The organism is Blastococcus sp. PRF04-17 (assembly GCF_023016265.1).
GTDB lineage: Bacteria > Actinomycetota > Actinomycetes > Mycobacteriales > Geodermatophilaceae > Blastococcus_B.
Map to the genome: position 1 here is coordinate 682,801 of NZ_CP095412.1, position 25,903 is coordinate 708,703.

Here is a 25,903-nt window from a genome sequence, read left to right on the forward strand (position 1 = left end):
ATGGGCGCAAGAGGTGATGCCCGCCTTCACCCAGCTGACGGAAGAGCGAAGGCCGAGAAGCGGCTCCGAGGTCTGAGCAGCCACTCCAGAAGCGCCTCCTATGGGGCTAGCGAGCTGTGGCCGATTGAGTGTGCAGCCGGCTGCGAACCCATCCGATGAGGCAGTGCAGCGCAGCGTGCGCCTCGGGTGAGGCGTACCCCTGCTCGGTCCGCGCCGCCTCGATCAGTTCCTCATGGTCAACCGCACCCCTGGTGTAGAAGCGACGGAGCACCTGGCCGGAGGGCGTGGGGCTGGCGAACAGGCCGGCGATGCCCAGGGCGACGGCGTCGGAGACGGCGAGCGTGACCGGGGGCTCCGTGAGCTGGCCGCGCCGATCGAGAACCTCTTGGACCTCCGCGAAGATCCGCCCGTCGTCGGCTGGAAGCTGCCTGCCCTGCACGATCACCGTTGCCCCCGCTGTTGCATGACTCTGACTCCCTAATAACTGGCCGGCTCTTTACGTAATCGGCGGGCCGGGAGCCAACCTTGACGCGGAGGCCTACGAGGACGGCGCGCACCAGGGTCTTTGGTCTGTGAAATCCGTCACACTGCAGGCGGCTGTCGCGATCTACGCGCCGGTACGCCCTAACTTCGCGCAAGGAGACGGCGCCGCCTCCAAGGGCAGTGGAGACGGCGCCGCCTTCCCTCGGTTGTACCTGCCGCAGCCGACACTTCAGTGCCTGCTCTCGGTCGCATTCCTCACCGGATCGACCAGCTCTGCCCGGGAGCGGGCGACGGGGAAAGCTCCATGCCGAACTACCGACTGTCCGCCGGCCGCGGGACGATCGTGGACGACTTCGAGGCCGACCACGATGACGTGGCTCGCCGGAACGCAAGCAAGCTGCTCGAGGCCTTCGGGGAAGCCCGAGCCCAGCTGCTGCAACGCGGCGGCATCCGGCTGGAGCGGCAGGACGGCGCTTCCTGGCAGGGAGTGTGCGTCTGGGGGCCCGACGTCGATGTGAGCACGGAGATGCAGGATGGCGGGCTAGCGTCGGCGACCTGTCACGTCCTGCGCTGCACGGAGCCGGCGGTCACCGTCTGGACGGAGTCGGCTTGGCGCCGGCCGATCCAGGTGCCGGTGTGCCAGCAACATCTGTGTGCTCTCGAGTCCGGGGAACGGCGGCAGCTCACGCAGGACCATCTTCTGCTGATGCATCCCGACGACCTGTCGCCGAGCCACGAGTGGCTCGTCGTCACCCAGCGGCCGAACGTCACGCGGCGACGGTCCGACGAGGTCTCAACCGACCCAACGCACATGCTGCATCTCGTGGCCGACGTGCGCCGGCGGGGCGGCGCGGAACTCGAGGAGCTGGACCTCGTCATGACGCAGGAGTTCGCGCGCAACCTGCATGAGGTGCTCGCCCACGCGCTGCGACAGAACCACGCCGCCGATGGCTGGTGATCGAGGCATGGCAGCGGCACTCAGCGGCCCGGCCCGGGATGTAGCCGAGTCGGGCCGGTCGGCGGCGCTGCGGCCGACCGGCACCGGACCCCGCGGGCGAGATGATGTGGCCGGGCGGCGGGTGACCACGCCGACGACGGCCACCGTCCCGCTGGAATAGCGACCCGCCCTTGGCGGTCGCCCTGCACTGTCGTGACAAGGTCAAGGACCAGTGCTGCCAAGCGGGCGGCCACTCGCGCACTCTGAAGAACCGTGAGCAGAGCGAGTGAGCTGGGAGCGGTGCCCGTCCTGCGCGGCGAGCGCGGCCGTCGACTGGAAGCCTGTCATGGAGCAGGGCGCGGCAGCGATCGGCGAGGAGGCGGCCGAGTGGGCTGCCCCGTCCGGCTGCACCGTCGCGATGTCGGAGCTGGCCAAGGCCGTCGAGTGACAGGATCGCTAGCGCCCCGGCTCAAAGGGCGTGAGTTGCCTCGGTGGGCACGGGCTGTCGCCGTAGGAACAGAACACGCAACAGTCGCCCGAACGCGGCGCGAGCAGCTCAGCGCACCCGGTGCAGCGGTAGAAGTACTGACAGACGTCCACGGGCATCGACTCCGCAGTCTCCGTGCCGCACAGCGGGCAGGTGATGACCGACGTCGAGCTCTGCACGCCGCCCAGGGTAGGCAGAGCCGATGCCACGATCCCGGCCCAGGAACGCTAGCGCCCGGAGATGCGAGCGCCGCGGGCTGCCCGGTGCAACCCTGCCGACGTGGCCGACGAGGGCGTCGTCTATCAGGCGGTCGCTGCCCGCTGACTCTGAAGTGACCCCAATCAGGCACCTCGAGGGGTACACCATCGCCGCGGGACGAAGACGACCCGGCAGGGCGCCGCTCAAGCGCCGGCGCCGGACCTGGTCGAGGCGTACGCCATCGGCGAGCTGCACACCGCCTGGACCGACCGCCGGCGCACCGTACGGCGCCCGCCGGCTGACCGCCGAGATCCGCGACCGCGGGCACGACTGGGCCCGCAAGCGAGTCGCCCGCTGATGGCCATCGGCGACATGTTGCTGACATGGAGCACGCGGCAGAGACGGCGCACGCCGTAGGTGACTTTCCCCGCGGCGATGAAGGCGAACCTGTCGCCTGGGCTCACCGCCCCGTCTCCTTGGTGAAGAAGACCGCGGCCCTTTTCACGATTCTTCCTCGAGTTCCAGCTCGGCCACCCGTCGCCGCATCCAGGTCGGCTCGGCGCGCTCATCGGTGCTGACCGGGCCACCCGGCCCTGCCCGTTCGGCCCGCATCGCAACGACCCGGGTCCGGAGCGTCGTCGAATTCTCGGGCGACGTCGTGCACGCCGCCACCGTCGTCTAGCAGGAGCGATGCCGCCTGCCTGCGGAACCCTTCCGGGTACTTGCTGACTCTCCCCAACCGGGGCTTCCTCCCTGGCTGCTGCCAAGTCTCGGAGGTGTCCCGCCCGCTGGGGTCACTTCATCGGCGGGGCGCCGGCCCGGCACCGTCACAGCAGCGGCCACCACGGGTCTCCCTCCAGGGCCGGTGTGGCAGCGCCGCGGAGCATCGGGCATCCGTGCGGGCTGTCGGTGGCTCAACTCCCGCGCCGGAGCACGCCGCCCGCACCGATATCAGCAAGGTCGCCTGCGCCGATCGAGCCGAGCCCGGACGATCCAGGCGGTGAGCCTGGTGGCGTGCCGGAGCCGTTCTGATCGCACATCGTCCACGAGCAGTGGGCAATCCTCGATGCACCAGCCAGGATCCTCTGCGAAGGCCTCACGGCGGTCGCCGTTCGGGACCACGGTTACCGCAGCCGGCCGCTGCAGGAGCGGAAGATGCCGCGTCCCGGGTTTCCGCCATTAGCTAACCCTGGCCTTGACAGCGGACGGTATGCCTGCCTCTACTTTCTGTAGTCAGACGCGTTTCCGCGAGCAGACTGGTCCAGCGGCCACGGCAACCGCCCCGGCATCCGGCCGGTGGGGCGGCCACGCCGCGCACTGACGACGGGGGAGTGGCGTGGAGGCGTGGGTCGGTCTGCTACGGGCGGTCACGACCGTGCTCTTCCTGGGACTGGCGGTCACGTCCCTGGTGGTGTGGCGGCGGCGGCGGGACGCACCGGCGAGGTGGGCGGCGGCGAGTTTCGCGTTGCTCGCGCTGGTCACCACGACCGGCCCCTTGCTGGCCGACGTCGGGGGCTCGGCCGGTGAGTGGGCGGCCAAGGTCCGGGTCGCCGTGCTCCTGCTCTTTCCCTACTGCTTGCACCGGTTCGCGGCCGCCTTCGGCGGCCACTCGACGCTGGGGCGGCGCTCCGCGGCCGCGCTCTCGCTGCTGCTCGTCGCGGTCACTCTCCTCCTGCCGCCGCTGGGGAGAGCGGACGAGGCCGCCCCGGCGTGGACATCGTGGTTCGTCGCCGCTGCGCTGATCGTGTGGACGGTTCTGTCCATCCACGTCGCGGGAGCCCTGTGGGCGGCCGGGCGGGGACAGCCGCGCGTGGTCGGGCAGCGGATGCGCCTGCTGGCCGCGGCTTCGGTCGGGCTGAGCGCGGCCGTCCTGACGGCGGGTGCCACGCGGACTGTCTCCGGCGAAGCACCCGACCTGTTGGCACAGGGATTCGCCCTGGCCAGCACTCTGATGTTCGCCGCGGGCGTGACGCCACCCCGGTCCCTGCGGGCGTCATGGCGGCAGGCCGACGAGGCGGACCTCGACCAGGCCGTGCAGAGCCTGGTGGCCGGGACCGGGCTGGACGACCTCGCCGCCGGGCTGCTGCCCCCGCTGGTCCGGGTGGTGGGTGGTCGCGGTGCGGCACTGCTGGACGGTGACGGCGTGGTGGTCGCTGCCCATGGGGACGTGGGCGGGGGCGGGGGTCGGCCGCATATGCGCCGCACGTCCCATCAGGATGCGCCAGGGAGGAAAGCCGGGTCGACTTTCCTCTGCGCGCCGGCCACCTCTCGGTGTGGGTTGGCCGGTACACGCCCTTCTTCGGGCAGGACGAACTGCAGCGGGTGCGCGTCCTGGCAGGCCTGCTCGACCTGGCATGGGACCGCATCCGGCTCGCCGAGACCGAGCGGGAGGCGCTGCAGGCCCTCGACCGCGAGCAGCAGTTCTCCCGGCGGCTGGTGCACAGTGCCTCGGACTGCATCGTCGCCTTCGACGAGCAGTTCCGGTACACGGTGTGGAACCCGGCGATGGAGAAGCGCACCGGTGTACCCGCATCCGCGGTCCTGGGCCGGGTGGCCTTCGACGTGTTTCCTTCCCTCCTGGATTCCGGCGAGGACCAGTTCTTGCGGGACGCGCTGGAGGGGCGGCAGGTCACCACTCCGGAGCGCTACTTCGACGTACCGGAGACCGGGGTGACCGGCTGGTTCACGGTCTCCTACTCGCCCCTGCTCGACGAGGCCGGGAAGGTCGTCGGCGGCCTGTCGGTGAGCCACGACGTCACCGCTGCCAAGGAGGCAGAGCGCCTGCGGCGGGAGGTGCTGCACGACCCGCTGACCGGGTTGGCCAACCGGACGCTGTTCTTCGAGCGCCTTGGCCACGCGCTCGCCAGGCTGGAGCGCCATCCCGGTCCGCTGGCCGTCATGTTCCTGGACATCGATCGGTTCAAGGAGATCAACGACCGGTTCGGACATCACGTCGGCGACCAGGTGCTGCAGGCCATTTCCGCCCGGGTCGCCGACGCCCTGCGACCGGAGGACACGGTGGCCCGGCTCGGTGGGGACGAGATCGCGGTGCTGTGCGAGGAGGTCGTCGACGCCGCCCACGCTTCCGCCATCGGCCAGCGCATCGTGGAAGGGTTCACCACTCCGCTGCGACTGCCGGACCACACGCTGAGGCTGACGGTGAGCGCCGGTGTCGCCGTCACCGAAGACTGCTGCGCTGACCCGGAGAAGCTGCTTCGCCAGGCCGATGCCGCGATGTACCGGGCCAAGCGGAACGGCCGAGACCGGGCGGAACTCTTCGAGGGCCTTGAGCCCGTCGCGCTCGCGGCAACCGAGACGGTGTAACCCCTCGGCGCTCCCGGGGCCGACAGTCCCGCATCGACGGGGCGCCCGATCAGCGAACGTGTCAGCTGGGTCGCCTGCACCTACTGCATAGGCCCCGGCGCCTGGGATGGCGGGGAACACTCCGGCGGAGTTCGACTGCCGCGGAGGCTGCCGCATCGCCGACGTGGACATCGCCGCCCACCTCCGTGATCCCCGCAGGCCGGCCCGGGAGCCGAACCGCGCTCGACGGGGGCTCGATGCCCGGAGGCGGACGACGCGCCCGGTTGACGGGTCTGCCACGGAGGACGAACTGTGGCCAGGGTCGCGTCGCCGCAGGCCCTCGGTCAGTCGTCGCCGGCCCTGCTCGGAAGCGGACAAGCAAGGAAACCGAAGACGCTCGAGAGGCGATGAAGCAGGTGGTCGGCGATCACGGCAGCTCGAGAGGCCAATGCCTGCGGGGGGTCGTCGAGCGCGCGCTGAGCGACGACGACCTCGTGCAGTGGTGCCAGCAAGGTGGCCGCCGCCAGGACGGCGGACAACACGGGGTCGTCCGGCAGGGACGCGGTGGACGCCGGAGGATTCTCCGTCCAGGCAACAGCCAGGGCGGAGGACAGCAAGCGTTGGGATTGGTGGACCAGCTCGCGTTCGTACGCCCTCAGCGCAGGCGAGGATTGGATCGCCGCGATGTAGCGGCGGCCTTCCGGGGTCGCCTCCCGGTGGACCGTCTCCCAGACACCCTCGACGAGGTGGTCGCGCAGGGCGCTGTGGGGGGAGACGTGCCAGGGCCGCGACTGCACCGCGAGCGCAGGACCGTCGACCCAGGGCGTGCGCCCGTCGAAGAATAGCTCCTCTTTCGCGGTGAAGTGGTTGAACACCGTCTGGACCGAGATGCCGGCCGCTTCTGCGATCTCGGCGATCGTGACTGCGTCGAACCCGCGATGGTCGAACAGCTGTTGGGCGACGTTGCGGATTTCCTCTCGCCGCTGGGCTTTGCGCTCTGCGCGGGGCGACTCGAACGCGATCGCGGATGTGAGGGAATCGGTTGTTGTCACGGGCGCTCCTGCGAGAGTTGTGCGCGGGGAAGGGTGCCCCCGGGGTCAGCTGATGAGGTCCTCGTCGCTGCGGTTGATGGTCAACTCACCGCGCTCCTCCAGGGCTCGGATGGTGGCGACGATCCTGGCCTGGGCCTCCTCGACGGTGCTCATTCGCACCGGACCCAGCAGATCGATCTCTTCGGCCAGGTTCTCCGCGGCACGCTCGGAGAGGTTGCGGGTGACCTTGTCGTGGACGTCGGCGCGGACGCCCTTGAGGGCAGTGGCCAAGTCGTTGGCCTCCACCTCCCGCAGCACCTGCTGCAGGGAGCGGTCGTCGAGGATCACGATGTCCTCGAACACGAACATCTGTGACCGCACGCGTTCGGCCAGGTCAGCGTCGGCGGTGTCCAGCCACTCGAGGATGGAGCGTTCGGTGGGCCGCGGGGAGTGGTTGATGATCTCGACCAGGGCCTCCACGCCGCCGACCGTCGTCATGTCCTGGTGGGCCAGGATCGAGCCCATTCGCCGGGCGAGTTCCTCCTCGACCAGGCGCACCATCTCCGGCGAGGTGCGATCCATGGTCGCGATCCGGTGCGCCACCTCGGCCTGCTGCTCGGGCGCGAATCCGGACAGCACCTCAGCCGACTGTGCGGCGGTGAGGTGGGCGAGCACGAGCGCGATGACCTGCGGGTGCTCGTCCTTCAGGAAGGTGACCAGCTGTCGGACGTCGGCGTTACGCAGCGAGGAGAAGGGTAGCTCTCTGTAGGCGGCGTTCACGCGGGCCAACAGGTCGTCTGCCTTGTCCTCCCCGAAGCCGGCCGCCAGCATCTCGCGTGCCATCTCGACGCCGCCGTGGCCGACGTAGCGCTGTGCGGTCATCAGGCCGTGGAATTCGGTCATGACGTCGTCGACGTCCTCCGCCTCGACCGACCCCAGGCGAACCAGTTCGCGGGTGACCGCCTCGATCTCCCGGGGGCGGAGCTTGCCCATCAGCAGGCCGGCCTCGTCCTTGCTCATCTGGGCGAGGAAGACCGCGGCCTTCCGCAGGCCAGGCAGCGGTCGGTCAGACGCGGAGTCCGCGGTAACCTCCGTCTCACCAGGGTTCCGCGCGGGCCGGGCGGCCGTACCGCTGGGAAGGAGGGCCGCCAGTCCGCTCACCGTCGGGGCCCCGGTCTGCTTGCTCCGGGTTGGGTGTTCCGGGGGGTGGATCCGGTCGGATGGCCAGCGGGAGTCGTGTGGTGGGGGGCTCGTTCGACCGATAGCGCGCGGCGGTGGGAGCGTCGTCGCCTGCCCGGTGTCGGCCTGCCCCACCGCGACGGTGGCGCCCCGGTCGCGCTGGGCCAGCGTTCGCATCTGTATGCCCGGTCCCGCCCGGCGGCAGCCGCAGGTCGGCGAGGTGGGCCCAGGCGATCTCCTCTCCGCCCAGCCCGGTGAAGCGGACCAGGGGGAGGCATGTGCCGTCGTCCTGGAGGCGCCAGCCGAGAAGCTCTCCTGGGAGCCATGAGCGGTCGTGCCAGATCTCCACAGGTTGCGGGGTGTGGGCGAAGGCCGCCGTGGGCTGCAGGTTGAACCCGAACACGGTAGGCACGCTACGCGTATACACGATCACTACCCGTAAGCCACACCGGGGGACAGGGACCAAAGCCTCTAGACATCTTGTGCTCGCTGGGCTGCTCGCGAGCCTGACGCTCGGAGGACAGCAGTCGCGTGGCTCCGTTCCGGTCTTCCGGGTGAGAGCAGGCGGTCCTGTCTCGGCCAGTGGCCTCCCTCTAAGGAGGTAGTCCCGGTGCCCCAGTGGGTCAAGCGTGGTGGTCGTCCGCCCGATGGTGTGGTGTGACTTCACGTCGGAGGGGTGTGCGACTGCGCCGCCTGGCGATGTCCCGGCTCATGCTGGCCGTGGCCATCGGGGTGGTGCTCGTCGCCATGCTCTGGCTGATGTACGGCCTGCAGGATAGGAAGCTGCTCCGCGCCGATGCCGAGGGTGAGCAGACGGCCCGGATCATCGCCGCGGCCGTGGTGCGCCCGACCCTGGACGCGGACGGGGCCGCCGGCGGGCGGCTGTCCGAGGCCGACATCGCCGACCTCCGCGAACACGTGTCAGCTCTGCGCCACGAGCAGCAGGTGCTCGCGCTCGGTGTCTGGCGGAGCGACGGCCTGCCTCTGTTCCTCGACGAGGACCCTCAGGGTGCGAGGCTGTCGACACCCGACCTCGACCGCGCACGCCGGGGCGAGCTGTGGACTGCAAACGTCGCCGGCCCCGGTGAAACTCCGGCGCTGCGGGTCTATCTGCCTATCCGCACCGCGGACACTCCGGCGGCCGAGTTCGTCGTGGGTGTGGTGCTCGCACACGACGACGTCGTGCAGGAGGCAGAGAGCCGCCTTCTCCGGCAGCAGGTCTCTACCGCCGTGGTGTTCGCCCTCATCGTCCTCGGCCTGGTCGCGGGACGGCGGCGCCTCGTCGTCCGTGAGCGGCAGGCCCGGCACGACACGCTCACCGGGCTGCGCAACCGCCGTGCCCTGAAGGAGGACGCCGGCCGCATGCTGGCCCGGGCCACCGACGAGAAGCCCGTGGCACTGCTGCTGCTCGACCTGACCGAGTTCAAGACGGTCAACGACACGCTCGGCCACGCAGCCGGCGACGTCCTGCTGCAGCAGGTCGCGGCCACCCTCCTGGCGGCCGTTCGTCGAGAGGACCTGGTCGTTCGCCTGGGCGGTGACGAGTTCGCGATCCTGTTGACGGACCTCTCTGACCGGGCGGCGGCCCAGAAGCGGGCCGAGCAGCTCCTCCGTCGGCTGCGGGAGACGTCGTTCACCGCGCACGGCGTCGATCTTGCCGTCGATGGCAGCATCGGCGTTGCGCTCGCCCCCGAGCACGGCCGGCAGCTCTCCGAGCTGCTGCAGCGCGCGGACGTGGCGATGTACCAGGCGAAGCGGGCCCGACGCGGCACCACGCTCTACGACGTCGCCACCGACCAGCACACCGTCGGTCAGCTGGAGATGGTCACCGACCTGCACCGCGCCCTCGCCGACGACGAGTTCGAGCTGCACTACCAGCCCAAGGTCTCCCTGCCCGACATGCGGGTGACCAGCGTGGAGGCCTTGGTGCGGTGGCGGCACCCGACCCGAGGTCTGCTGCCGCCGGCCGACTTCATGCCGGTCCTGGAGCGCGCCGGGTTGATGCCTCAGCTGACGCAATGGGTCCTCCGGCGGGCAGTGCATCAGGCGGCCAGCTGGCAGCGCGCCGGGATGCCGCTGCAGGTGGCGGTCAACGTCAGCCCGCGAAGCCTGCTGGATGAAGCCCTGCCCGCTCGCATCCTGGCCGTTCTGCGCGGTGCAGAGCTGCCGGCTGACCTCCTTCAGCTGGAGATCACCGAAAGCGCGGTCATGACCCACCCTGAGCGGGCGGCGTTCGTGCTCACCCAGCTCGCGAGTCGCGGCATCACCGTCGCCATCGACGACTTCGGCGCCGGCTACACCAGTCTCGGGTTCCTTCCCGTCCTGCCGATCACCGCGCTCAAGATCGACCGCAGCCTCGTCACGCGCTTGCTGGAGCATCCCGAGAACGAGGCGGTCACCCAGGCCGTCATCGACCTCGCCCAGCGGCTGGGGATGACCGTCGTGGCCGAGGGCGTCGAGACAGCTGCGCTGATCGACCGGCTGACAATGCTGGGCTGCGACCAGGTGCAGGGCTACGCCATCAGTGCACCGCTGCCTGCCGACTCCCTCGAGGGGTGGCTGGCCGATTGGCGCGCGAGATGCGATCAGTCCCGCCGAGGCGCGCAGCGTTCCTCACCACAGGAGTCGGGTCAATGGGCTCTCACCGTCGACTCCTGACCACGGTCACGTGCCTGCGCGCGGTCCCCGCCGCCGCCCTGCGTCGTCTCCGGAACTGGTGGGCCGTCTGGGCCGACCGGCTGCGGCCTGCCCTGCACGTCCTGATCCTGGTCGGAGCCGTGGTCACGCTCGTCATCGTGGCCGAGCATCGGCCCCCCAAGGGTGCCGCCCCGCTCGACGCCGCGCTCTCGTCGGCAACCCCCGACGGGAAGGGGACCGCCGCATGGCCCCAGCGGTGGGATGTGCCGGTGTCCGACCCGCGCATCGGACCGGCTCCCTTGCCCCCAGCGGGCGTCTTGCTCGGCGACCTCCCCAACCTAACCGCCGGTGGCGGCCAATCCTCCTCGTCAGCAGGAGAGGGGCGAGCCGCCTCCCTGGCCCCCGCCTCGACGGTGGGTCTCAGCGCACCGGTCGCCGCGGTCCTCGCGGCCGTGCTGGCCATGGGCCTCTCCGCCCTCGCCGTCTACCGGAGGTGGACGCGGGAAGAGGCCCACTCCGCACCGGCGGATGAAGCTTCGGCCGCGTCCATGGCCGGCGAGGACATCGCCGGCGGCGGGGACGGGGTCTCGCCGCTGGAAGGAGAGCCCAGCGAGCGGCCGCCCGATCCACCAGCCCAGCACGACGCACCGCCGTCCGCCAGCCCGGACGGCGACCAGCCCATGGAGAGCCACCGGACACGCGGGACGGCACAAAACGTCGGTACATCTGCGTCGAACGGTGGCCAGCAGTGGCCCGGTCGCGACTCCGGCCGGCCAACCCCTTCCTTTCCCTCACACGAGGCCAGCCAGGGCCGACGTCCTCAGGACACTCGCCAGCAGCACCCGTCGCGCAGCATCGGGACCGAGGGCCGGACGGAGGGCCGAACCTTCGACACACACAATCAGCGTCCGGCCCAGCAGGACAGGGGCAGCGGGACGGAGCAGGCCAGGCACGCGGCCAGCGGAACGCCGGAACGCGAGGCACTGGAGAGCCGCGTCGTCCTGTTCTCGAAGACCTTCTAGAAGCGGTCCTGCGCTAGCCCGGGTGCCCACGAGAGCGGCACCAACTCGCAATGTGAGCCGAGTCATACGCGGTGCGGGGGACACTAACCGGTGGTTAGCCCATTCGTCCGCTGGGACGGCGCCGCCCCCAAGGGCAGTGGAAACGGCGCCGCCGACTCCAGGTGTACTCCTATTTTGAAGCACCATGCCGACCCTCGCTGTGGGACCGCCATCGGGCACCACCGGCGCTGCCCATGCCAGCGGCGAGGGGGCGCCGTAAAGCCGAGTTGGCGGCTGCCGGTGGGCCGCGACAGGGGCATCGACGCCTTCGAAGTTCTCGATTCCGATGGGTGACGACTCGCTGTACCGGCAGGTAGCGCCTAGGTTGCGTGGGGAGCCGCCGCCAAGGGCAGTGGAGACGGCGCCGTGTGACTGGCATGTGTACGACAGCCTTGAAGCACGACCGCTGACTCTCGGCGCGCTGTCAACGACTGCACACCGCGGCGACTGCCCAGAGGCAGCCACGGGGGATGCAGCACATGCCGAGCTTCCGATTGCTCGCCGGCAAGGGGACGGTCATCGAAACCTTCGACGCCGACGACGAAGCCGAGGCCATCGAATGCGCACGCCGGCTCTCGTTGGAGTTCCCTCGCAGGAGCCCGCTCGACGATCAATGGCTTCGGCTGGAGAGGCGAAACGGCCACCGATGGGAGCTGTTCTTCGCCTGGCGCCCACCCGCCCCTGAGGCAACAGAAGAGCCGCAGTAACCGCCTAGATGTCGCGACCAGGGACGTTGTTGACAGTCGGCGTGGCGCCTTGATGACGAAGGAGACCTCCGGAAGGAGTGGCGATGTCTGACGTCGCCTTTCCCGACCGGAGGTCTCCGTGGCCCACGCTAACGCCCGCACCACCGTCTACGCCCGCAAGCTGATCGTCGCCCGTGTCCTGGCCGGGCATCGGCCCGGGGAGGTGGCCAAGCAGCTCGGCATCAGCCGGCAGACGGTCTACAAGTGGGTGCGCCGTTTCCGCGCCGAGGGCCGCGCGGGGCTGGCCGACCGCTCCTCCCGGCCGCACCGCATGCCGCGCCGGATCTCGGTGGCCGCGACCGCGGCTATCGTGGCCGCCCGCCGCGCGCATCACGCGGGGCCGGTGCGGCTGGCAGCGATCCTCGGAGTCGCGGCATCCACCATCGGCGCGGTGCTCGCCCGCGCCGGCATGCCCCGGCTGGCCGACGTCGACCGGCTCACCGGCGAGTTGCTGCGCGGCCGCCGGCACAGCGACCGCCGCTACGAACACGAGCACCCCGGCGACCTGCTGCACGTCGACGTCAAGAAGCTCGGCCGGGTGCCCGACGGTGGCGGCTGGCGCGTGCACGGCCGCTCCGAGCAGGTGCGCGGCCGCGGCAACGGCTGGGACTACGTGCACGTCGCCATCGACGACCACACCCGGCTGGCCTACGCCGAGGTGCTGCCCGACGAGCGCGCGGCCAGCTGCGCCGGCTTCCTGACCCGAGCGGTGGCCTGGTTCGCCGCGCACGGCGTCACGATCCGCCGGGTGCTGACCGACAACGCCCTGAGCTACCGCCGCGGCGACGCCTGGATCGCCGCCTGCACCCAGCACGCGATCGGCCGCCGATTCATCAAGCCCGGCCGCCCCTGGACCAACGGCAAGGCCGAACGGTTCAACCGCACCCTGCAGACCGAATGGGCCTACGCCACCGCCTGGACCGGCAACGACCAGCGCACCGCCGCCCTGGACAGCTGGCTCGAGCACTACAACACTGCCCGCAGCCACTCCGCCCTCGGAGGCCGCCCACCGGTCAGCCGCCTCGCCGCGTGAACAACGTGTCCGGTCGCGACACCTAGACCCGCGGCTGGCGCGTGTCCGTTGGCGAGGCCTGTGCACTCAACCGTTCGCGGCCATGCCGCGCACACGCAGCCGCAGTGAGGATCGCCGTCGTCGATGCTCCCGACCGTGCCCGCTTCGAGCTCTGGGTGGAGGACGAGCTGGTCGGCTGTGCGAGTTACCACGTGGCCGATGGGGTCATGGCACTGCCGTTCACCGAGGTGCACCCGACCCGGCATGGTCAAGGGCTGGGGACCATTCTTGTTCGCGGTGTTTTGGCCGCGGTCCGTCAGCGCCAGCTGTCGGTCCGACCGTACTGTCCTTTTGTTCGGCACTGTCTGCTCGCCCATCCCGAGGAGCTGGACCTCGTCTCGCCAGCCGACCGGGCACTGTTCGGTCTACCACCTGCCGCTTCGTCTTCCGCTTGAGAGTCCTCGCACACGGGTGCTGCCCCGCTGTGAGGCAGACCTCCGCAAGCGCCTCGGGCTCAGTCGGAGATGCGTGCAGCCTGATGAGGGAAGTGGTTGAGGGGCCCGTGTCCGTGGCCCAGCCGCCAGGCCGCGCCGGCGGTGATCGCGCCGAAGGTGAACGTCTTGGCGTGGGTGAGCGCGTCCGGGATGCTGCTGCCGGCGGCCAGCGCTGCCGCGACGGCGGCGGCGAACGTGCAGCCGGTGCCGTGGTTGTTCAGCGTGGCGATTCTGGGCCCGCGCAGCTCGTAGACCTTGCCGCTATCCCAGATGACGTCGGTGGCGTGGTCGGCGACGTCGCCGACCGCGTGGCCGCCCTTGACCACCACCGTGGTCGGGCCCAAGGCGCCGAGGGCTCGGGCTGCCTCCCGCTGCTCGGCGAGGGTGCGGATCGAGGTGTCGAGCAGCACTTCGGCCTCGCGCAGGTTGGGCGTGATCACCGTCGCGTGGGGGAGCAGCGTCTGGACGTAGAGCTGTTCCGCTTCGGCTTCGAGCAGCCGGTCACCGCTGGACGCCACCATCACCGGGTCGACGACGAGCCGGGGCAGTCGACCGGCTGCGGCGAGGTCGGCGACGACGCGGACCACCTCGGGGGTGCCGAGCATCCCGGTCTTCACCGCCGCGACCGGAAGATCCTGGAGCACCGCCTCGACCTGGGCGGTGACGAACTCGGGCGGTACCGGGTGGATGTCGTGGACACCTTGGGTGTTCTGCGCGGTGAGGGCGGTGATCGCCGAGGTGCCGAAGACGCCGAGCGCGGCGAAGGTCTTGAGGTCGGCCTGGATGCCGGCGCCGCCGCTGGAGTCCGACCCGGCGATGGTGAGCGCGACCGGCGGCGTCATGCGGCCGCGTCCTGCAGGGCGGTGAGGTAGGCGGGGACGATCGCCGGGTTCTGCATGATCGGGCCCATGACCGCGACGCCACGGGCTCCGGCGGCCAGGCAAGCGGGGACGTCGGTCGGTTGCACCCCGCCGAGGGCGTAGGCCGGGGGCGCCCCGGCGACGAGTGCGGCCAGCCCAGCCGGTCCCAGCGGGGGTCCGTACCCGGGCTTGGACCGGGTGGGGAAGACGGGGGAGACCATCACGTAGTTGCAGCGCTCCCGCCGTGCCCGGAGCACCTCGTGGCGGTCATGGCAGGAGCGTCCGACCAGCGACGGCCGCGGATCGGGGAAGGGATCGCTCGCCGCGAGATGAACGGCCTCGGCGCGGCCGCCGCCTGCGGCGCCGGCGCGGATGAGCACGCCACCAACCGGGGCCAGCAGCGCGTGCAGCTGGTCGGCCAGGCGGGCGCGGTCGTCGTCGGGCAGGTCCTTCTCGCGCAGCACGACCGCCCGGGCGCCGCCGTCGATCGCGGCGGCGACCGTGTCGACCAGCGGCCCGCAGCACTGGATTCGGTCGGTGAGCACCAGCAGCGGGGGCAGCCTCACAGCTCGGGCATGCCTTGCATCGGGGTGGATGCCTGGGCGTGCCAGCGGCGGGGGATGCGGCCGGAGCCGCGAGCCAGCCGCCCCGCCTCAACGGCATGGCGCATGGCCAGGGCCATCTGCTCGGGGTCACGGGCCCGGGTCACCGCGGACGCCAGCAGCACCGCGTCGCAACCCAACTCCATCGCCAGCGCGGCGTCCGAGGCGGTGCCGATGCCGGCGTCGAGCACCACCGGCACCTCCACCGCCTCGCGCAGCAGGGCGATGTTGTGCGGATTGCGGATGCCCAGGCCGCTGCCGATGGGGGAGCCCAGCGGCATGACCGCGGCGCAGCCGGCGTCGGCCAGGCGCCGCCCCAGGATGGGATCGTCATTGGTGTAGGCCAGCACGGTGAACCCGTCGGCGACGAGTTGCTCGGCGGCATCGAGCAACTCCACCGCGTCGGGCAGCAGGGTGACCTCGTCCCCGATGACCTCCAGCTTCACCCAGGAGGTGTCGAACGCCTCCCGAGCCAGCCGTGCGGCCAGCACCGCTTCGCGCGCCGTCCGGCAGCCGGCCGTGTTGGGCAGCAGCCGAACCCCGCAGCGCTCCAACACCTCCACCAGCGCTCCGCCGGTCGAGGCGTCCATCCGGCGCAGCGCCACGGTGACCAGCTGGGTGCCCGAGGCCACGACGGCCCGCTCGAGCGTGTCGAGGCTGGGTACGCCCCCGGTGCCGAGCAGCAGCCGGGAGGTGAACGTCTGCCCGGCGATGTCGAGCTGGTCGGCAACCTCCTCGCGGTGCAGGGCCGGAGCCACGTCAGCCGTCGTCATCGGGTCACCCTCCTGCCGTCGGGGCGAGCACCTCGACGCTGTCGCCGGGCGCGAGCCCGGTCGTCTCCCATCGACTGCGGGGCACCACCTCGCCATTGAGCGCCACAGCGACGCGCTGCTGCTGGCCGCGGGACGCGACGAGCGCAGCCACCGTGGCGACCTCCTCGACGCCGGCCGCGCGGCCGTTGACGGTCACCTGCACGTCGATCACCTCCTGAATCGGTCGATGGTGAACGGCCTGGCCAGTGGCGGCAGGGCTCCGCCGGCCAGGAACTCGGCGATCACCTCGCCGGTCACCGGGGTCAGCAGCACGCCGTTGCGGTAGTGCCCGGTGGCCAGGACCAGACCGGGCAGACCCGACGGGCCGAGCACCGGCGCGTTGTCGGCGCTGCCAGGCCGCCACCGGGCCAGCGTCTCCACCAGCTCCAGCTCGCTGATCGCCGGGACGACGTCGATCGCGTCGTGCAGCAGGTCGTGCACACCGCCGGCGGTGACCGCGGGATCGAAGCCGCGGTCCTCGACGGTCGCGCCGACGACCAATCCATCGCCGGCCGAGGGCACCAGGTAGACCTGCCGGCCTCGCACCAGCGCGCGGACCGTGCCGCCGAGCAGTCCGTCGGCGCCGCCCAGCCGCAGGATCTGCCCCTTCACCGGCCGCACGGGCAGCGGCGGCACCCCCGGCAGCGACGCGGTGTGTGCTCCGAGAGCGAGCACCACGGCGTCGCCGGCCAGTTCCTCGCCGCCGAGCAGCCGCAGCCCGGTGGCCCGGCCGCCCTCGATCCGCACGCCACCGATGCGGGCACACAGCATCTCGACGCCGGCGGCACGGGCGGCGGCCAGCAACGTCCGGTGCAGCGCCCGGGGATCGACGGAGTGGTCGCCGGGGACCTGCAGCCCACCGCGCACACGCGGGGCCAGCGCCGGCTCCCGGCGCCGGGACTCGCGTCCGGTCAGCCGCTGCACCGCCAGGCCCAGGTCCTGCTGGAAGCCGTGAAGGGCCGCGAGCGCGCGCATGTCGTCGTCGTCGAAGCCGACCACCAGCGTGCCGGTGGTGCGCAGCTCCACAGGCGTCGCGGCCGCCCGGGACAGCTCCGCGACGAAGTCGGGATAGCGTTGCAGCGAGGCAAGGCACAGCCGCAGCAGCGGCTCTTCTCCGTAGGCGGCCTCGGTGACCGGGGCCAGCATTCCGGCCGCCGCGTAGGAGGCGCCGGTGCCCGGATCGTCGTCCACCACGGTGACCGACAGACCCCGCTGCGCCGTCCGCCACGCCACCGACAGTCCGATCAGGCCTCCGCCGGCGACCAACACGTCGGTCACCCGGCACCACCAAGTTCTTCCAGGAATCGGCGGGTGGCGGCTGCCGGGTCGGGCGCGCCGGACACCGCGGCCGTGACGGCGACACCCCACGCGCCGGCCGCGAGGAGTTCGGAAACCCGCTCGACGGTCACCCCACTGATCGCGATCACCGGCACGCTCACCGCCTCAGCGACGGCTTGGACTCCGGCGGGGCCGATCGGGTCGGGCAACCCGGACTTGGTCCGCGTCGCGTACGCCGGACCGACCCCGAGGTAATCCGCGCCCGCGGCCACCAGCTCGCGGGCCTGCCGCGGGTTGCGCGCCGTCCCCCCGATCAGGTGGTCGGGACCGGCCACTCGGCGCGCAGCCTCGACCGGCAGGTCCTCGGCGCCCAGGTGAGTTCCGGCCGCTCCCACGGCGAGCGCCACATCGACCCGGTCGTTGATCAGACACGTCGCCTCGAACGCCGCGCAGATGTCAGCCACCGCCGCGGCGAAGTCGCACAGCGCACGGTCGGTGCAGTTCTTCTGCCGGACCTGCACCACCGGGGCCCCGGCCGCCACCGCTGCGGCGACCGCCTCCAGCGCCGCCTGCCCACCCCGCGGATCGGTGAGGACATGCAGCTGGCCGACCCTGCTCGCCACACGGCCCAGAGAAGTGGGCGGGGAATCGGCTGCCGGAGACTGATGCTTCGGTCGCCCCCCGACCCGGCGGTATCCCAACAGTTCTTGGGTCCATGACGACGGCCCAGGCGTCCTCGAGGGAATCCCCGAGCAGCTGGGGTCGCCGGCTACGCCCGGCTCCCGCATGTCCGCTCCCTACGCCGGCATTACCCGGTCAGGTTCCAGCGGTCGGCGGCACATCAGCCACCCTCTCAGCCCGGTCGCTCCGAGCTCCCGCACATCGCCACCCCAGCCTACCGGCCAAGTCCGTCGGCCCGGCAGTCGATCGAGTCAGGCGGCCGCGCTCCAGCCGCAACGGGACTCAGTGTTAGGGACATGACGACGGAGGCGCTCGCGGACTTGGTCAGCGAGCGCCGCCGTCACATCAGGGACGGGTGGTGACGTCACCGGAGAACTGGAGAAAGTCTGCAGGTCCTGGAGCACGCTTTCGTACGCCGCGTACTGCGGGTCCAATCCGTCACCGCCGTCCACAGGGCCCGGCGTCCTCCACAGAGGCGAGGCATCGCTCCGCTGATCCGTCGTCCTCCGGTAGACGCCTAGGTGCTTACTACGGGCGGGACTGCAGGTTCCGGGTGCGAGTGAGGTGCCGATGACGTCCAAGCCGCGACGAAGGCAGGCGGGGGAGGGCGGCATCAGCGAATACTCCACCAAGGCCGGTCCCCGCTTCCTCGTCAAGTATCCGGTGATTCTTCCGGACGGCACGAAACGAGTCGTCCTCAGGCGCGGGTTCAGGAGCCGCCGGGAAGCGGCCGCCCACCTGCGGGTCGAGATCAGCAAAGCCGAGACCGGGGCCTGGGTCGAGCCCTCGAAGGAGCGGCTCGACGCCTACCTCGCCGAATGGGTCGCCGGGCAGCGGCTCAGCGTCTCGACGCTCGCCTCGTACCGGAAGAACATCCGGCTGCACATCGATCCCTACCTCGGCGAGACCCCGCTGTCCCGCCTCACCGGCGCGGCGGTGGACGCCTGGATGCGGCAGCTGGAGGCGTCAGGTCGAGCGGACGGCCGAGGAGGCCTGTCTGCCCGGACGGTGCGCTACGTCTACACGATCCTGCGGTCCGCGCTCGGCGACGCCGTCCGACACGGACGGCTGGCGGTGAACCCCACCGACCGCTCCACCCCGCCGAGCCCGTCAGAGGCCCGACCGCCGGAGATGCAGGCGTGGACGGCGGGTGAGCTTGCGCGCTTCCTGCGCTGGGTCGAGGCCCGCGATCCGGATCTCGCGATCGGCTGGCGGCTGCTTGCCGCGACCGGGATGCGGCGGGGGAGGCGCTGGCCCTCCGCTGGCGGGACGTCGACCTCGACGCCGGCCGGCTGCAGGTCCGGCGCAGCCTCGGCGTGGTGAAGATCAAGGGCGACGGTCAGCAACTCGTCGAAGGGCCGACGAAGACGGGCCAGGCCCGCGTGGTGGACATCGACGACGACACGGTCGCCGCCTTGCGCACCTACCGGGCGATCCGCGGCTCGCTCGCGCCCGAGCTCGTGCGGGACGCCGCGCTCCTCCTGGCAAACCTCGACGGCACCCATCGCCACCCGGAGCGGTACTCGCGCCGGTTCGTCGAGCAGGTCGCGCAGGCTCGCAGGGCGCTGGGGGAGGACCAGCTGCCCCAGATCCGGCTGCACGACCTGCGCCACACGCACGCGACGCTCCTGCTGGCTGCCGGCGAGCCCGTGAAGGTGGTATCGGAGCGCCTCGGGCATGCCAACGCGACCATCACGCTCACCGTGTACCAGCACGTCCACCCCGGCATGGGCCGCCAGGCGGCCGACCGCTTCGCCGCGCTGCTGAGGGGCTGACCAGCCTCGCGAAGTATCACGGCGGTATCACGAGGCCTTTCTGGCCCCGGCACGACAGCGCCCCGGGCTCCTGACCTGCAGGCACACCGGGGCGGGCTGTGTCCGAGGGGGACTTGAACCCCCACGCCCGATAAAGGGCACTAGCACCTCAAGCTAGCGCGTCTGCCATTCCGCCACCCGGACGAGTGCGTCGCAAGACTACTAGACCTTCGACGGCCTTCCGAGCACCCCCGGTGGCAGGATCGGCCGCATGGCAGAGCCGACCGCCCAGCCCCTCGCCGGAGCCCAGGACGAGGTGGCCGGACTGCTCTCCGACCTCATCCGGATCGACACCACGAACACCGGTGACAGCCGGACCAGCGCGGGGGAGCGGACCGCCGCCGAGTGGGTCGCCTGCAAGCTCGCCGACGTCGGCATCGAGTCGCAGATCTGCGAGTCCGAGCCCGGCCGGGCCAGCCTGGTCGCGCGCATCGAGGGCGCCGACCGCTCGCGCCCCGCGCTGCTGGTGCACGGGCACCTGGACGTCGTCCCCGCCGATCCGGCCGAGTGGAGCGTCCACCCGTTCTCCGGCGAGGAGCGCGACGGCTACGTCTGGGGCCGGGGTGCGGTGGACATGAAGGACATGGACGCCATGGTGCTGGCGCTGGTCCGCGACTGGGCCCGCACCGGCACCAAGCCGCCGCGCGACATCGTCCTGGCCTACGTCGCCGACGAGGAGGCCGGCGGGAGGCTCGGCGCCCGGTTCCTGGTCGACGAGCACCCCGACCTCTTCGAGGGCTGCTCCGAGGCGATCAGCGAGGTCGGCGGCTTCAGCATCACCGTCCGCGACAACCTGCGCCTCTACCTCGTGCAGACCGCCGAGAAGGGTCTGGCCTGGATGCGGCTCACGGCGTCCGGCAGGCCCGGCCACGGCTCGTTCGTGCACGACGACAACGCGGTCACCCGGCTGTGCGAGGCCGTCGCCCGACTCGGCTCGGTCCGGCTGCCCACGGTGCTCACCCCGCCGATGCGCCAGTTCATCGAGGCGGTCGAGGACGCCTACGGCATCGAGATCGACCCGGACCAGCCGGAGCAGGCGCTGGCCCGGCTGGGCTCGATCAGCCGGATGATCGGCGCGGCTCTCCGCAACACCGCCAACCCCACGATGCTCGACGCCGGCTACAAGGCCAACGTCATCCCGGGCACGGCCGGCGCGACCGTCGACGGCCGGTTCCTCTACGGCCAGCAGGAGGAGTTCGAGCGGCAGCTCGCCGGGCTGCTCGGTGAGGGCATCCAGCGCGAGTGGCTGGTCCTCGACAACGCCGTCGAGACGACGTTCGACGGCCCGCTCGTCGACGGCATGGTCGCCGCGCTGAAGGCCGAGGACGACGGCGCGCGGCCGGTGCCGTTCACGATGAGCGGCGGCACCGACGCCAAGAGCTTCGAGCGGCTGGGCATGCGCTGCTTCGGCTTCTCGCCGCTGCGCCTGCCCCCGGACCTCGACTTCGCATCGCTCTTCCACGGCATCGACGAGCGGGTCCCGATCGAGTCGCTGCAGTTCGGCATCCGGGTGCTCGACCGCTTCCTGCGCTCTGCATGATGAGGCCATGAGCACCCCGGCAGCCGGCTCCGTCGCGATGATCACCGGAGGGACCGGTGGCTTCGGCCGCGCCCTCGCGACGAAGCTGCGCGAGCGGGACGTCACCGTCGTCCTCACCGATCTGGACAGCGAGCGGAACCGGCAGGTCGCCGCCGACCTCGGTTGCCCGTTCCTCCCGCTCGACGTCACCGACCCGGCGGCCAACGAGGCCGTGGTCGCGCAGATCGAGGCCGAGCACGGCGGCTCGACGCCGCCTACCTCAACGCCGGCATCTCCGCGGCCAAGTCCGACGACGCACTCGACCTCGACGAGTTCATGAAGGTCGTGGACGTCGACCTGTTCGGGGTCGTCTACGGCGTGCAGGCCGCCCGACCGGCGATCAAGCGGGCCGGGGGTGGCGCGATCGTCGTGACGGCGTCCCTCGCCGGACTCTCGCCGATGGCCGGGGACCCCGGCTACAGCGTCGCCAAGGGCGGCGCGATCGCCTTCGTCCGGTCGATGGCGCCCCGCCTGGCCGCCGAGGGGACGACGATCACCGCGATCTGCCCCGGCTTCGCCGACACCGCGATCATCGACCCCATCCGCGACCAGTTCGAGGCAGCCGGCTTCCCGGTGCTCACCGCCGGTGAGGTCGCCGACGCCATGGTCCTGGCCTGGACGGCGGGCGAGCCGGGTGCCGCCTACGTCATCCAGCCCGGCGTCGGCACGGTGCCCTACAAGTTCAAGGGCGTGCCGTCGGCGAAGACGGATGCGGGCGAGACCGCCGTCGTCCCGGAGGCTCTCCGCCCGCCGTCCATGCGGTAGGGGCCGTCTGGCAGGGTCGGCCCATGCGTGCATGGCGGGTACACGAGCTCGGCAATCCCTCGAAGGTCATGAGCCTCGACGAGGTCGACCAGCCGACGCCGGGCGACGGTCAGGTGCTGGTCAAGGTACGGGCGGCGGCGCTCAACTTCCCCGACGTCCTGATGGCCATGGGCATGTACCAGGAGAAGCCGCCGCTGCCCTACACGCCCGGCGTCGAGTTGTGCGGCGAGGTCGTCGGCACCGGCCAGCGGGTCATCGGCGCGCCGTCCGGCGGTCCGGGCGCGTTCGCCGAGTACGCGCTCATGGACGCCGACGGCGCCTTCCCCGCACCCGAGGGGCTCTCCGACGAGAAGGCCGCCTCCCTCTTCCTGACCTACCAGACCGGTTACGTCGGGCTGCACAACCGCGCACACGTCCAGGCCGGCGACTGGGTGCTGATCCATGCCGGCGCCGGCGGGGTCGGCACGGCCGCGATCCAGCTGGCCAAGGCGGCGGGCGCGAAGGTCATCGCCACGGCCGGCGGCACCCGCAAGACCGAGGTCTGCACCCAGCTCGGGGCCGACCACGTCGTCGACTACACGACCGAGGACTTCGTCCCCGTCGTGAAGGAGGTGACCGGCGGCCACGGCGCCGACATCGTGTACGACCCGGTCGGCGGCGACGTGTTCGACAAGAGCACGAAGTGCATCGCGTTCGAGGGTCGGATCGTGGTCGTCGGCTTCACCAGCGGCCGGATCCCCGAGGCGAAGGCCAACCACCTCCTGGTCAAGAACTACAGCGTCGTGGGCCTGCACTGGGGCCTCTACAAGAAGTACGACCCCGCGCTGTTCGGCATGGTGCACGAGGAGCTGACCCGGCTGGTCGACGAGGGCCACGTGGACCCGCTGGTGGGGGAGCGCCTGCCCCTGGACCAGGCACCCCAGGCGCTGATGAAGCTGGCCGACCGGAGCACGGTCGGCAAGGTCGTCCTGGTCCCGTAGGGAGGGGCGGGTCGGACCCGCCCCTCGCCCGTCACGCGGCCAGGTACCGGAATGCCCGGCGCTCCCGCCGCTCGAACGGCCGGCGGAGGAACAGCCGCCACATCAGGATCAGCACCGGGCCCTTCGGGTCGCCCCGCCGCAGTCGCGTCACGCCCTCGGACGACAGTTCGTGCAGGCCCCAGGCTGCGACGCCCACCAGCTGGCGTGTCGTCAGCGGTTTCTCGAAGTGCTCGACGCTCAGCCGCTGCCAGTCGTCCTGCGTGAGGTGGGCCTGCACCAGCCGCATCGCGTCCCGCTCCTCGTGGGACAGGTGCGCGCCCAGGTGTTCCCGCGTCTCGGTGAGCTGTCGCGCGAGAGCGTCCCTGATCGAGGCGCGGGGCGCCCGGGTCATCTGGGCGAAGCCGGCCGAGCAGGCGTCCAGGAGGGGGTCGATGCGGCCGTGCTCGGCGGACATCGCCTCGAGCGTGGCCCGGCCGTCGGCGTCGCCCGCGGCGTCCACGCGGTCGAGCAGCAGCGGCCAGAGGCCGGCGTCCTCTCCCGAGTGGTGGCCGTGCAGGATCTCCGCGAACAGCCTCCACCGCTGCGCGAGCGCCGACCAGGTCGCCGGATCGTCGAGCGGGGTGGCCTCCACGGCCCGCGCGAAGGCCTCGAGATCCCGGCGGAAGCCGCGATGCATGAGGAACATCGTGGTGAGGTCGACCGGTCCGTCGGGCGCGGCGGCCTGGCCGGCCAGCATCAGCTGGCCGGGAAAGCGTCGGGTCGGGGTGCTGGTCATCGTGCATCTCCTCTGGTGGGTGCTGGGGAACCTGTGAGGTCCGGGAGCCCGGCAGCGGACTCGACCCCGTGCGACGAGGGAGTCCGAGCAGGGGTCGGCCCGTAGCCGGGCGGTGCGGACGACGTCGTCGCGCTGGTCGCACCCCTTGGGAGGCCCAGCGTGGGCACGCCGCCGGCCGCCGGCGTCACGAGCACCCGCATGGGTCCTCCTCAGTGGTCGCGGGCCGTCTCCAGGGCGGCTCGGAGCAGCAGCCGCAGCACCGCGGCGGTCTCGGCCCGGGAGTGGCCGAGGTCGCGGCGCAGCAGCTTCCAGGTGCCGACGTCGGTGACCGCGTAGAGCGCGGCCACGGTGCGGCGACGCGCCCGCGGGTCGTCGGGCAGCGAGTCGGCGAACGTCGCCTCGAGCCACGCGGTGTGGTGCCGGCGGCCGAACTCGACGCCCGCAGCCAGCTCGGGGATGCGCTCCGCGACGGCGGCCAGGCGGACGTTCGCGTCGCCGAGCGCCTCGTACTGGCGCATGAGGGCTCGGACGGCCGCATCGACGTCGCCGGGCGCGACGGGCCCGCGGAGCGCCTCGATCTCCGGGGCCACGAACTCCACCACGGCCAGCAGCAGGCCCTCCTTGGAGGAGAAGTGGTTGAGCAGCGTCTGCTCGCTGACGCCCGCGGCGGCCGCGACCTCGGCCAGGCGGACCTCGTCGTACGGCGCCGAGAAGAACCGGTCACGGGCCACGGCGAGGATCCGCTCGCGGGTCCGGCCCACGGTGGCGGCGCGCGCCGTCATGCGATAGCTGCGCGGGGCCTCGCCCATGGACCGGAGAGTGCTCGGCGTTGGGATCCAACCCAAGTGAAATCTTTAGTACGACCCCAACGAAAATGGCTCACCTAGCGTGTCGCGACCGTGCGCCACCGGCCTGGCCCGGAGCGGTCATGTCCCGCCTGCGCGGGACCAGCCTGCGCGGTACCCACCTGATCGGCGCGGCCTGCGTGGCGCCGACCTGGGCTGGGCCCTCTTCTCACCCAGCCACCGGTGAGCGCCGCCCGAGGCGACATGTCGACACGGTTCCTTGTCGCCTTGTCGTGCCCGCGGCGCTGGTGAAGGACCCGCACCTGGGGCGTGGTCCGCTCGTTGGGCCAGGCATGACCAGGGCACAACGCGTCCCGGTCGACGAGCCGCTCATCGACGCGGCAGGCGCCGACTATGCGGACGCCTTCGAGATCGCCCTGCCTCCGGACGACGAGCGCAGCGCGGAGGAGTGGGTGCGGGCGGCCTGGAGCAGTCCCCGCCGGCGCTGCGGCGGCTCATCCTGGTCGCCCACCGGCACGTACTGGCACTGGACCTCGCTCCGCTGGACGCGCCGGGGCACGTCCTGGGCTGGCGGGTCAGGGCGAACGAGCACGACGTGGTCCGGCTCGAGGCGTCCGGACCGCTGGCCGATCCGGTGATCGTGGGACGGCGGCACGCGGACCGCGTGGTCCTCACCACGGCGCTGCGCTACCGACGTCCGTTCGCGGGTGCGCTTTGGACCGTCGTCGGCCCCGTGCACCGGCGGGTCGCGCCCTACCTGCTCGAACGGGCGGGGGACCTCAGCGGTCAGATGACCGGCAGCGGCAGGTAGGAGAGCCGGGCCCGGCGACGGAGGATGACCTTGCGGGTGCCGTCGGGGTGCAGCTGGAGGCGGGCGAGTTCCCACCCTCCGGTGTCCGCCTGCAGGCTCAACATCGTCGCCGCTGCGGACCGGGACGTGCCCGGTGGGATCCGCAGCGGCGCGTACTGGTAATCCGCGGCCGCCTCCATCCCGGCGATTGTGCATCGTGGACGCCGATCGGTCACGCCCTCCCCGCCCCGTCTGCGGCCGGGAAGCCCGACCGGCAGGATGGACCGCGACCGCAGCTGTCCGACGAGGGAGGACGACGTGACCGAGCCCGGCACCCCGACCGACGTGCCCGACGCCGACCGCGCCGAGCAGGAAGCGCTGCTCGACCCGCCCGCCGTCACCTCGGCCGTCGACGCCACGGCGCCCGGCGAGGGCGTGCCGGAAGCCGACGCGCTGGAGCAGCAGCTCTCCGCGCGACCGGGGGAGGCCGGCAGCCCGCTGCGTCCCGTCGGCGACCGGGAAGCCAACGAGGCCGACGTCCTCGAGCAGGAGGCGGACGTCCCGCTGGACGACGACGACACCCTGACCTGAGC

Annotated in this window: 28 protein-coding genes, 1 tRNA gene and 1 pseudogene; 15 read left to right on the plus strand and 15 right to left on the minus strand. The window is 71.7% G+C overall.

Annotated elements, in window-relative coordinates:
- Window positions 1-106: 106 nt before the first annotated feature.
- On the minus strand, window positions 107-445 hold the full coding sequence (locus MVA48_RS03450; RefSeq protein WP_246985856.1) for a hypothetical protein: 339 nt from the start codon (window positions 443-445) through the stop codon (window positions 107-109).
- 381 nt (window positions 446-826) lie between these two features.
- On the opposite strand from MVA48_RS03450, the gene MVA48_RS03455 reads away from it, so the two are divergent.
- Both MVA48_RS03455 and MVA48_RS03460 read left to right on the plus strand, forming a co-directional pair.
- The gene (locus tag MVA48_RS03455; protein WP_246985858.1) at window positions 827-1,441 is read left to right on the plus strand and encodes a hypothetical protein; all 615 of its coding nucleotides are present in this window, start codon (window positions 827-829) and stop codon (window positions 1,439-1,441) included.
- Between the two features lie 265 nt (window positions 1,442-1,706).
- Window positions 1,707-1,868 carry a hypothetical protein gene (locus tag MVA48_RS03460; RefSeq protein WP_246985860.1) on the plus strand — a complete coding sequence of 54 codons (162 nt, stop codon included), beginning with the start codon at window positions 1,707-1,709 and terminating at the stop codon, window positions 1,866-1,868.
- Window positions 1,869-1,876: 8 nt separating this feature from the next.
- Here MVA48_RS03460 and MVA48_RS23945 read toward each other — a convergent pair whose 3' ends face one another.
- Window positions 1,877-2,116: a GDCCVxC domain-containing (seleno)protein gene (locus tag MVA48_RS23945; protein ID WP_441300205.1), complete on the minus strand. Its 240-nt coding sequence runs from the start codon at window positions 2,114-2,116 to the stop codon at window positions 1,877-1,879.
- 1,982 nt (window positions 2,117-4,098) lie between these two features.
- Window positions 4,099-4,299: a hypothetical protein gene (locus MVA48_RS03465; RefSeq protein ID WP_246985862.1), complete on the minus strand. Its 201-nt coding sequence runs from the start codon at window positions 4,297-4,299 to the stop codon at window positions 4,099-4,101.
- 77 nt (window positions 4,300-4,376) lie between these two features.
- On the opposite strand from MVA48_RS03465, the gene MVA48_RS03470 reads away from it, so the two are divergent.
- Entirely contained in the window at window positions 4,377-5,429 is a 1,053-nt protein-coding gene (locus MVA48_RS03470) for a GGDEF domain-containing protein (RefSeq protein ID WP_246985864.1), read from the plus strand.
- 323 nt (window positions 5,430-5,752) lie between these two features.
- On the opposite strand, the gene MVA48_RS03475 is transcribed toward MVA48_RS03470, so the two are convergent.
- Window positions 5,753-6,460: a TetR/AcrR family transcriptional regulator gene (locus tag MVA48_RS03475; protein WP_246985866.1), complete on the minus strand. Its 708-nt coding sequence runs from the start codon at window positions 6,458-6,460 to the stop codon at window positions 5,753-5,755.
- Between the two features lie 45 nt (window positions 6,461-6,505).
- The gene (fliG, locus tag MVA48_RS03480) at window positions 6,506-7,795 is read right to left on the minus strand and encodes a flagellar motor switch protein FliG (protein WP_256461116.1); all 1,290 of its coding nucleotides are present in this window, start codon (window positions 7,793-7,795) and stop codon (window positions 6,506-6,508) included.
- Between the two features lie 501 nt (window positions 7,796-8,296).
- Between fliG and MVA48_RS03485 the strand changes: the two genes are divergently transcribed.
- From MVA48_RS03485 to MVA48_RS03505, 5 genes are all read left to right on the plus strand, one after another.
- Window positions 8,297-10,276, plus strand: a complete 1,980-nt coding sequence (locus tag MVA48_RS03485) for a putative bifunctional diguanylate cyclase/phosphodiesterase (RefSeq protein WP_246985870.1) — start codon at window positions 8,297-8,299, stop codon at window positions 10,274-10,276.
- Complete coding sequence (locus tag MVA48_RS03490; RefSeq protein ID WP_246985872.1) at window positions 10,252-11,277, plus strand: hypothetical protein; 1,026 nt, start codon at window positions 10,252-10,254, stop codon at window positions 11,275-11,277. The genes MVA48_RS03485 and MVA48_RS03490 overlap by 25 nt, the downstream gene beginning before the upstream one ends.
- Window positions 11,278-11,795: 518 nt before the next feature.
- A complete protein-coding gene (locus tag MVA48_RS03495) occupies window positions 11,796-12,023 on the plus strand; it encodes a hypothetical protein (protein ID WP_246985874.1) in 228 nt (75 codons plus the stop codon).
- A 118-nt stretch (window positions 12,024-12,141) separates the two neighbouring features.
- The gene (locus MVA48_RS03500; protein ID WP_246985876.1) at window positions 12,142-13,095 is read left to right on the plus strand and encodes an IS481 family transposase; all 954 of its coding nucleotides are present in this window, start codon (window positions 12,142-12,144) and stop codon (window positions 13,093-13,095) included.
- Between the two features lie 104 nt (window positions 13,096-13,199).
- Window positions 13,200-13,529 (plus strand): GNAT family N-acetyltransferase, encoded by a 330-nt coding sequence (locus MVA48_RS03505; RefSeq protein ID WP_246985878.1) that lies wholly within the window; start codon window positions 13,200-13,202, stop codon window positions 13,527-13,529.
- A gap of 59 nt (window positions 13,530-13,588) precedes the next feature.
- Here the strand turns inward: MVA48_RS03505 and thiD are convergent, their stop codons facing one another.
- From thiD to thiE, 6 genes are read right to left on the minus strand one after another with little or no spacing between them, the layout of a single operon-like run.
- Window positions 13,589-14,410 (minus strand): bifunctional hydroxymethylpyrimidine kinase/phosphomethylpyrimidine kinase, encoded by an 822-nt coding sequence (gene thiD / locus MVA48_RS03510; RefSeq protein WP_246985880.1) that lies wholly within the window; start codon window positions 14,408-14,410, stop codon window positions 13,589-13,591.
- On the minus strand, window positions 14,407-14,994 hold the full coding sequence (locus MVA48_RS03515) for a thiamine phosphate synthase (protein ID WP_246985882.1): 588 nt from the start codon (window positions 14,992-14,994) through the stop codon (window positions 14,407-14,409). Before MVA48_RS03515 ends, thiD begins: the two co-directional genes overlap by 4 nt.
- Window positions 14,991-15,803, minus strand: coding sequence for a thiazole synthase (locus tag MVA48_RS03520; RefSeq protein ID WP_246985884.1), 813 nt, complete (start codon window positions 15,801-15,803; stop codon window positions 14,991-14,993). Before MVA48_RS03520 ends, MVA48_RS03515 begins: the two co-directional genes overlap by 4 nt.
- A gap of 4 nt (window positions 15,804-15,807) precedes the next feature.
- Window positions 15,808-16,014 carry a sulfur carrier protein ThiS gene (thiS, locus tag MVA48_RS03525; protein ID WP_246985886.1) on the minus strand — a complete coding sequence of 69 codons (207 nt, stop codon included), beginning with the start codon at window positions 16,012-16,014 and terminating at the stop codon, window positions 15,808-15,810.
- Window positions 16,011-17,120, minus strand: a complete 1,110-nt coding sequence (gene thiO / locus MVA48_RS03530; protein ID WP_246985888.1) for a glycine oxidase ThiO — start codon at window positions 17,118-17,120, stop codon at window positions 16,011-16,013. The genes thiS and thiO overlap by 4 nt, the downstream gene beginning before the upstream one ends.
- Window positions 17,117-17,743, minus strand: coding sequence for a thiamine phosphate synthase (thiE, locus tag MVA48_RS03535; protein WP_246985890.1), 627 nt, complete (start codon window positions 17,741-17,743; stop codon window positions 17,117-17,119). Before thiE ends, thiO begins: the two co-directional genes overlap by 4 nt.
- A gap of 628 nt (window positions 17,744-18,371) precedes the next feature.
- Here thiE and MVA48_RS03540 point away from each other — a divergent pair.
- Window positions 18,372-19,124 carry a tyrosine-type recombinase/integrase gene (locus MVA48_RS03540; protein WP_246985892.1) on the plus strand — a complete coding sequence of 251 codons (753 nt, stop codon included), beginning with the start codon at window positions 18,372-18,374 and terminating at the stop codon, window positions 19,122-19,124.
- The gene (locus MVA48_RS03545) at window positions 19,094-19,576 is read left to right on the plus strand and encodes a site-specific integrase (RefSeq protein ID WP_246989046.1); all 483 of its coding nucleotides are present in this window, start codon (window positions 19,094-19,096) and stop codon (window positions 19,574-19,576) included. Before MVA48_RS03540 ends, MVA48_RS03545 begins: the two co-directional genes overlap by 31 nt.
- A 98-nt stretch (window positions 19,577-19,674) precedes the next feature.
- Here the strand turns inward: MVA48_RS03545 and MVA48_RS03550 are convergent.
- A tRNA-Leu gene (locus MVA48_RS03550) sits at window positions 19,675-19,760 on the minus strand.
- 66 nt (window positions 19,761-19,826) lie between these two features.
- Between MVA48_RS03550 and MVA48_RS03555 the strand changes: the two genes are divergently transcribed.
- The 3 genes and pseudogenes from MVA48_RS03555 to MVA48_RS03565 all read left to right on the plus strand — a co-directional run bounded on the left by MVA48_RS03555 (window position 19,827) and on the right by MVA48_RS03565 (window position 22,939).
- The gene (locus MVA48_RS03555) at window positions 19,827-21,155 is read left to right on the plus strand and encodes a M20/M25/M40 family metallo-hydrolase (protein ID WP_246985894.1); all 1,329 of its coding nucleotides are present in this window, start codon (window positions 19,827-19,829) and stop codon (window positions 21,153-21,155) included.
- 37 nt (window positions 21,156-21,192) lie between these two features.
- Window positions 21,193-21,959 (plus strand): annotated as a pseudogene (locus MVA48_RS03560) (SDR family oxidoreductase).
- Window positions 21,960-22,027: 68 nt separating this feature from the next.
- On the plus strand, window positions 22,028-22,939 hold the full coding sequence (locus MVA48_RS03565) for an NADPH:quinone oxidoreductase family protein (RefSeq protein ID WP_246985896.1): 912 nt from the start codon (window positions 22,028-22,030) through the stop codon (window positions 22,937-22,939).
- 31 nt (window positions 22,940-22,970) lie between these two features.
- Here the strand turns inward: MVA48_RS03565 and MVA48_RS03570 are convergent, their stop codons facing one another.
- Window positions 22,971-23,714: a hemerythrin domain-containing protein gene (locus MVA48_RS03570; RefSeq protein WP_246985898.1), complete on the minus strand. Its 744-nt coding sequence runs from the start codon at window positions 23,712-23,714 to the stop codon at window positions 22,971-22,973.
- A gap of 209 nt (window positions 23,715-23,923) precedes the next feature.
- Window positions 23,924-24,523, minus strand: a complete 600-nt coding sequence (locus MVA48_RS03575; RefSeq protein ID WP_246985900.1) for a TetR/AcrR family transcriptional regulator — start codon at window positions 24,521-24,523, stop codon at window positions 23,924-23,926.
- A gap of 445 nt (window positions 24,524-24,968) precedes the next feature.
- Between MVA48_RS03575 and MVA48_RS03580 the strand changes: the two genes are divergently transcribed.
- Window positions 24,969-25,331, plus strand: coding sequence for a hypothetical protein (locus MVA48_RS03580; protein WP_246985902.1), 363 nt, complete (start codon window positions 24,969-24,971; stop codon window positions 25,329-25,331).
- Here the strand turns inward: MVA48_RS03580 and MVA48_RS03585 are convergent.
- Complete coding sequence (locus tag MVA48_RS03585; protein WP_089336659.1) at window positions 25,307-25,510, minus strand: DUF5703 family protein; 204 nt, start codon at window positions 25,508-25,510, stop codon at window positions 25,307-25,309. The genes MVA48_RS03580 and MVA48_RS03585 overlap by 25 nt on opposite strands.
- A 118-nt stretch (window positions 25,511-25,628) precedes the next feature.
- On the opposite strand from MVA48_RS03585, the gene MVA48_RS03590 reads away from it, so the two are divergent.
- On the plus strand, window positions 25,629-25,901 hold the full coding sequence (locus MVA48_RS03590; protein ID WP_246985904.1) for a hypothetical protein: 273 nt from the start codon (window positions 25,629-25,631) through the stop codon (window positions 25,899-25,901).
- Window positions 25,902-25,903: the final 2 nt, after the last annotated feature.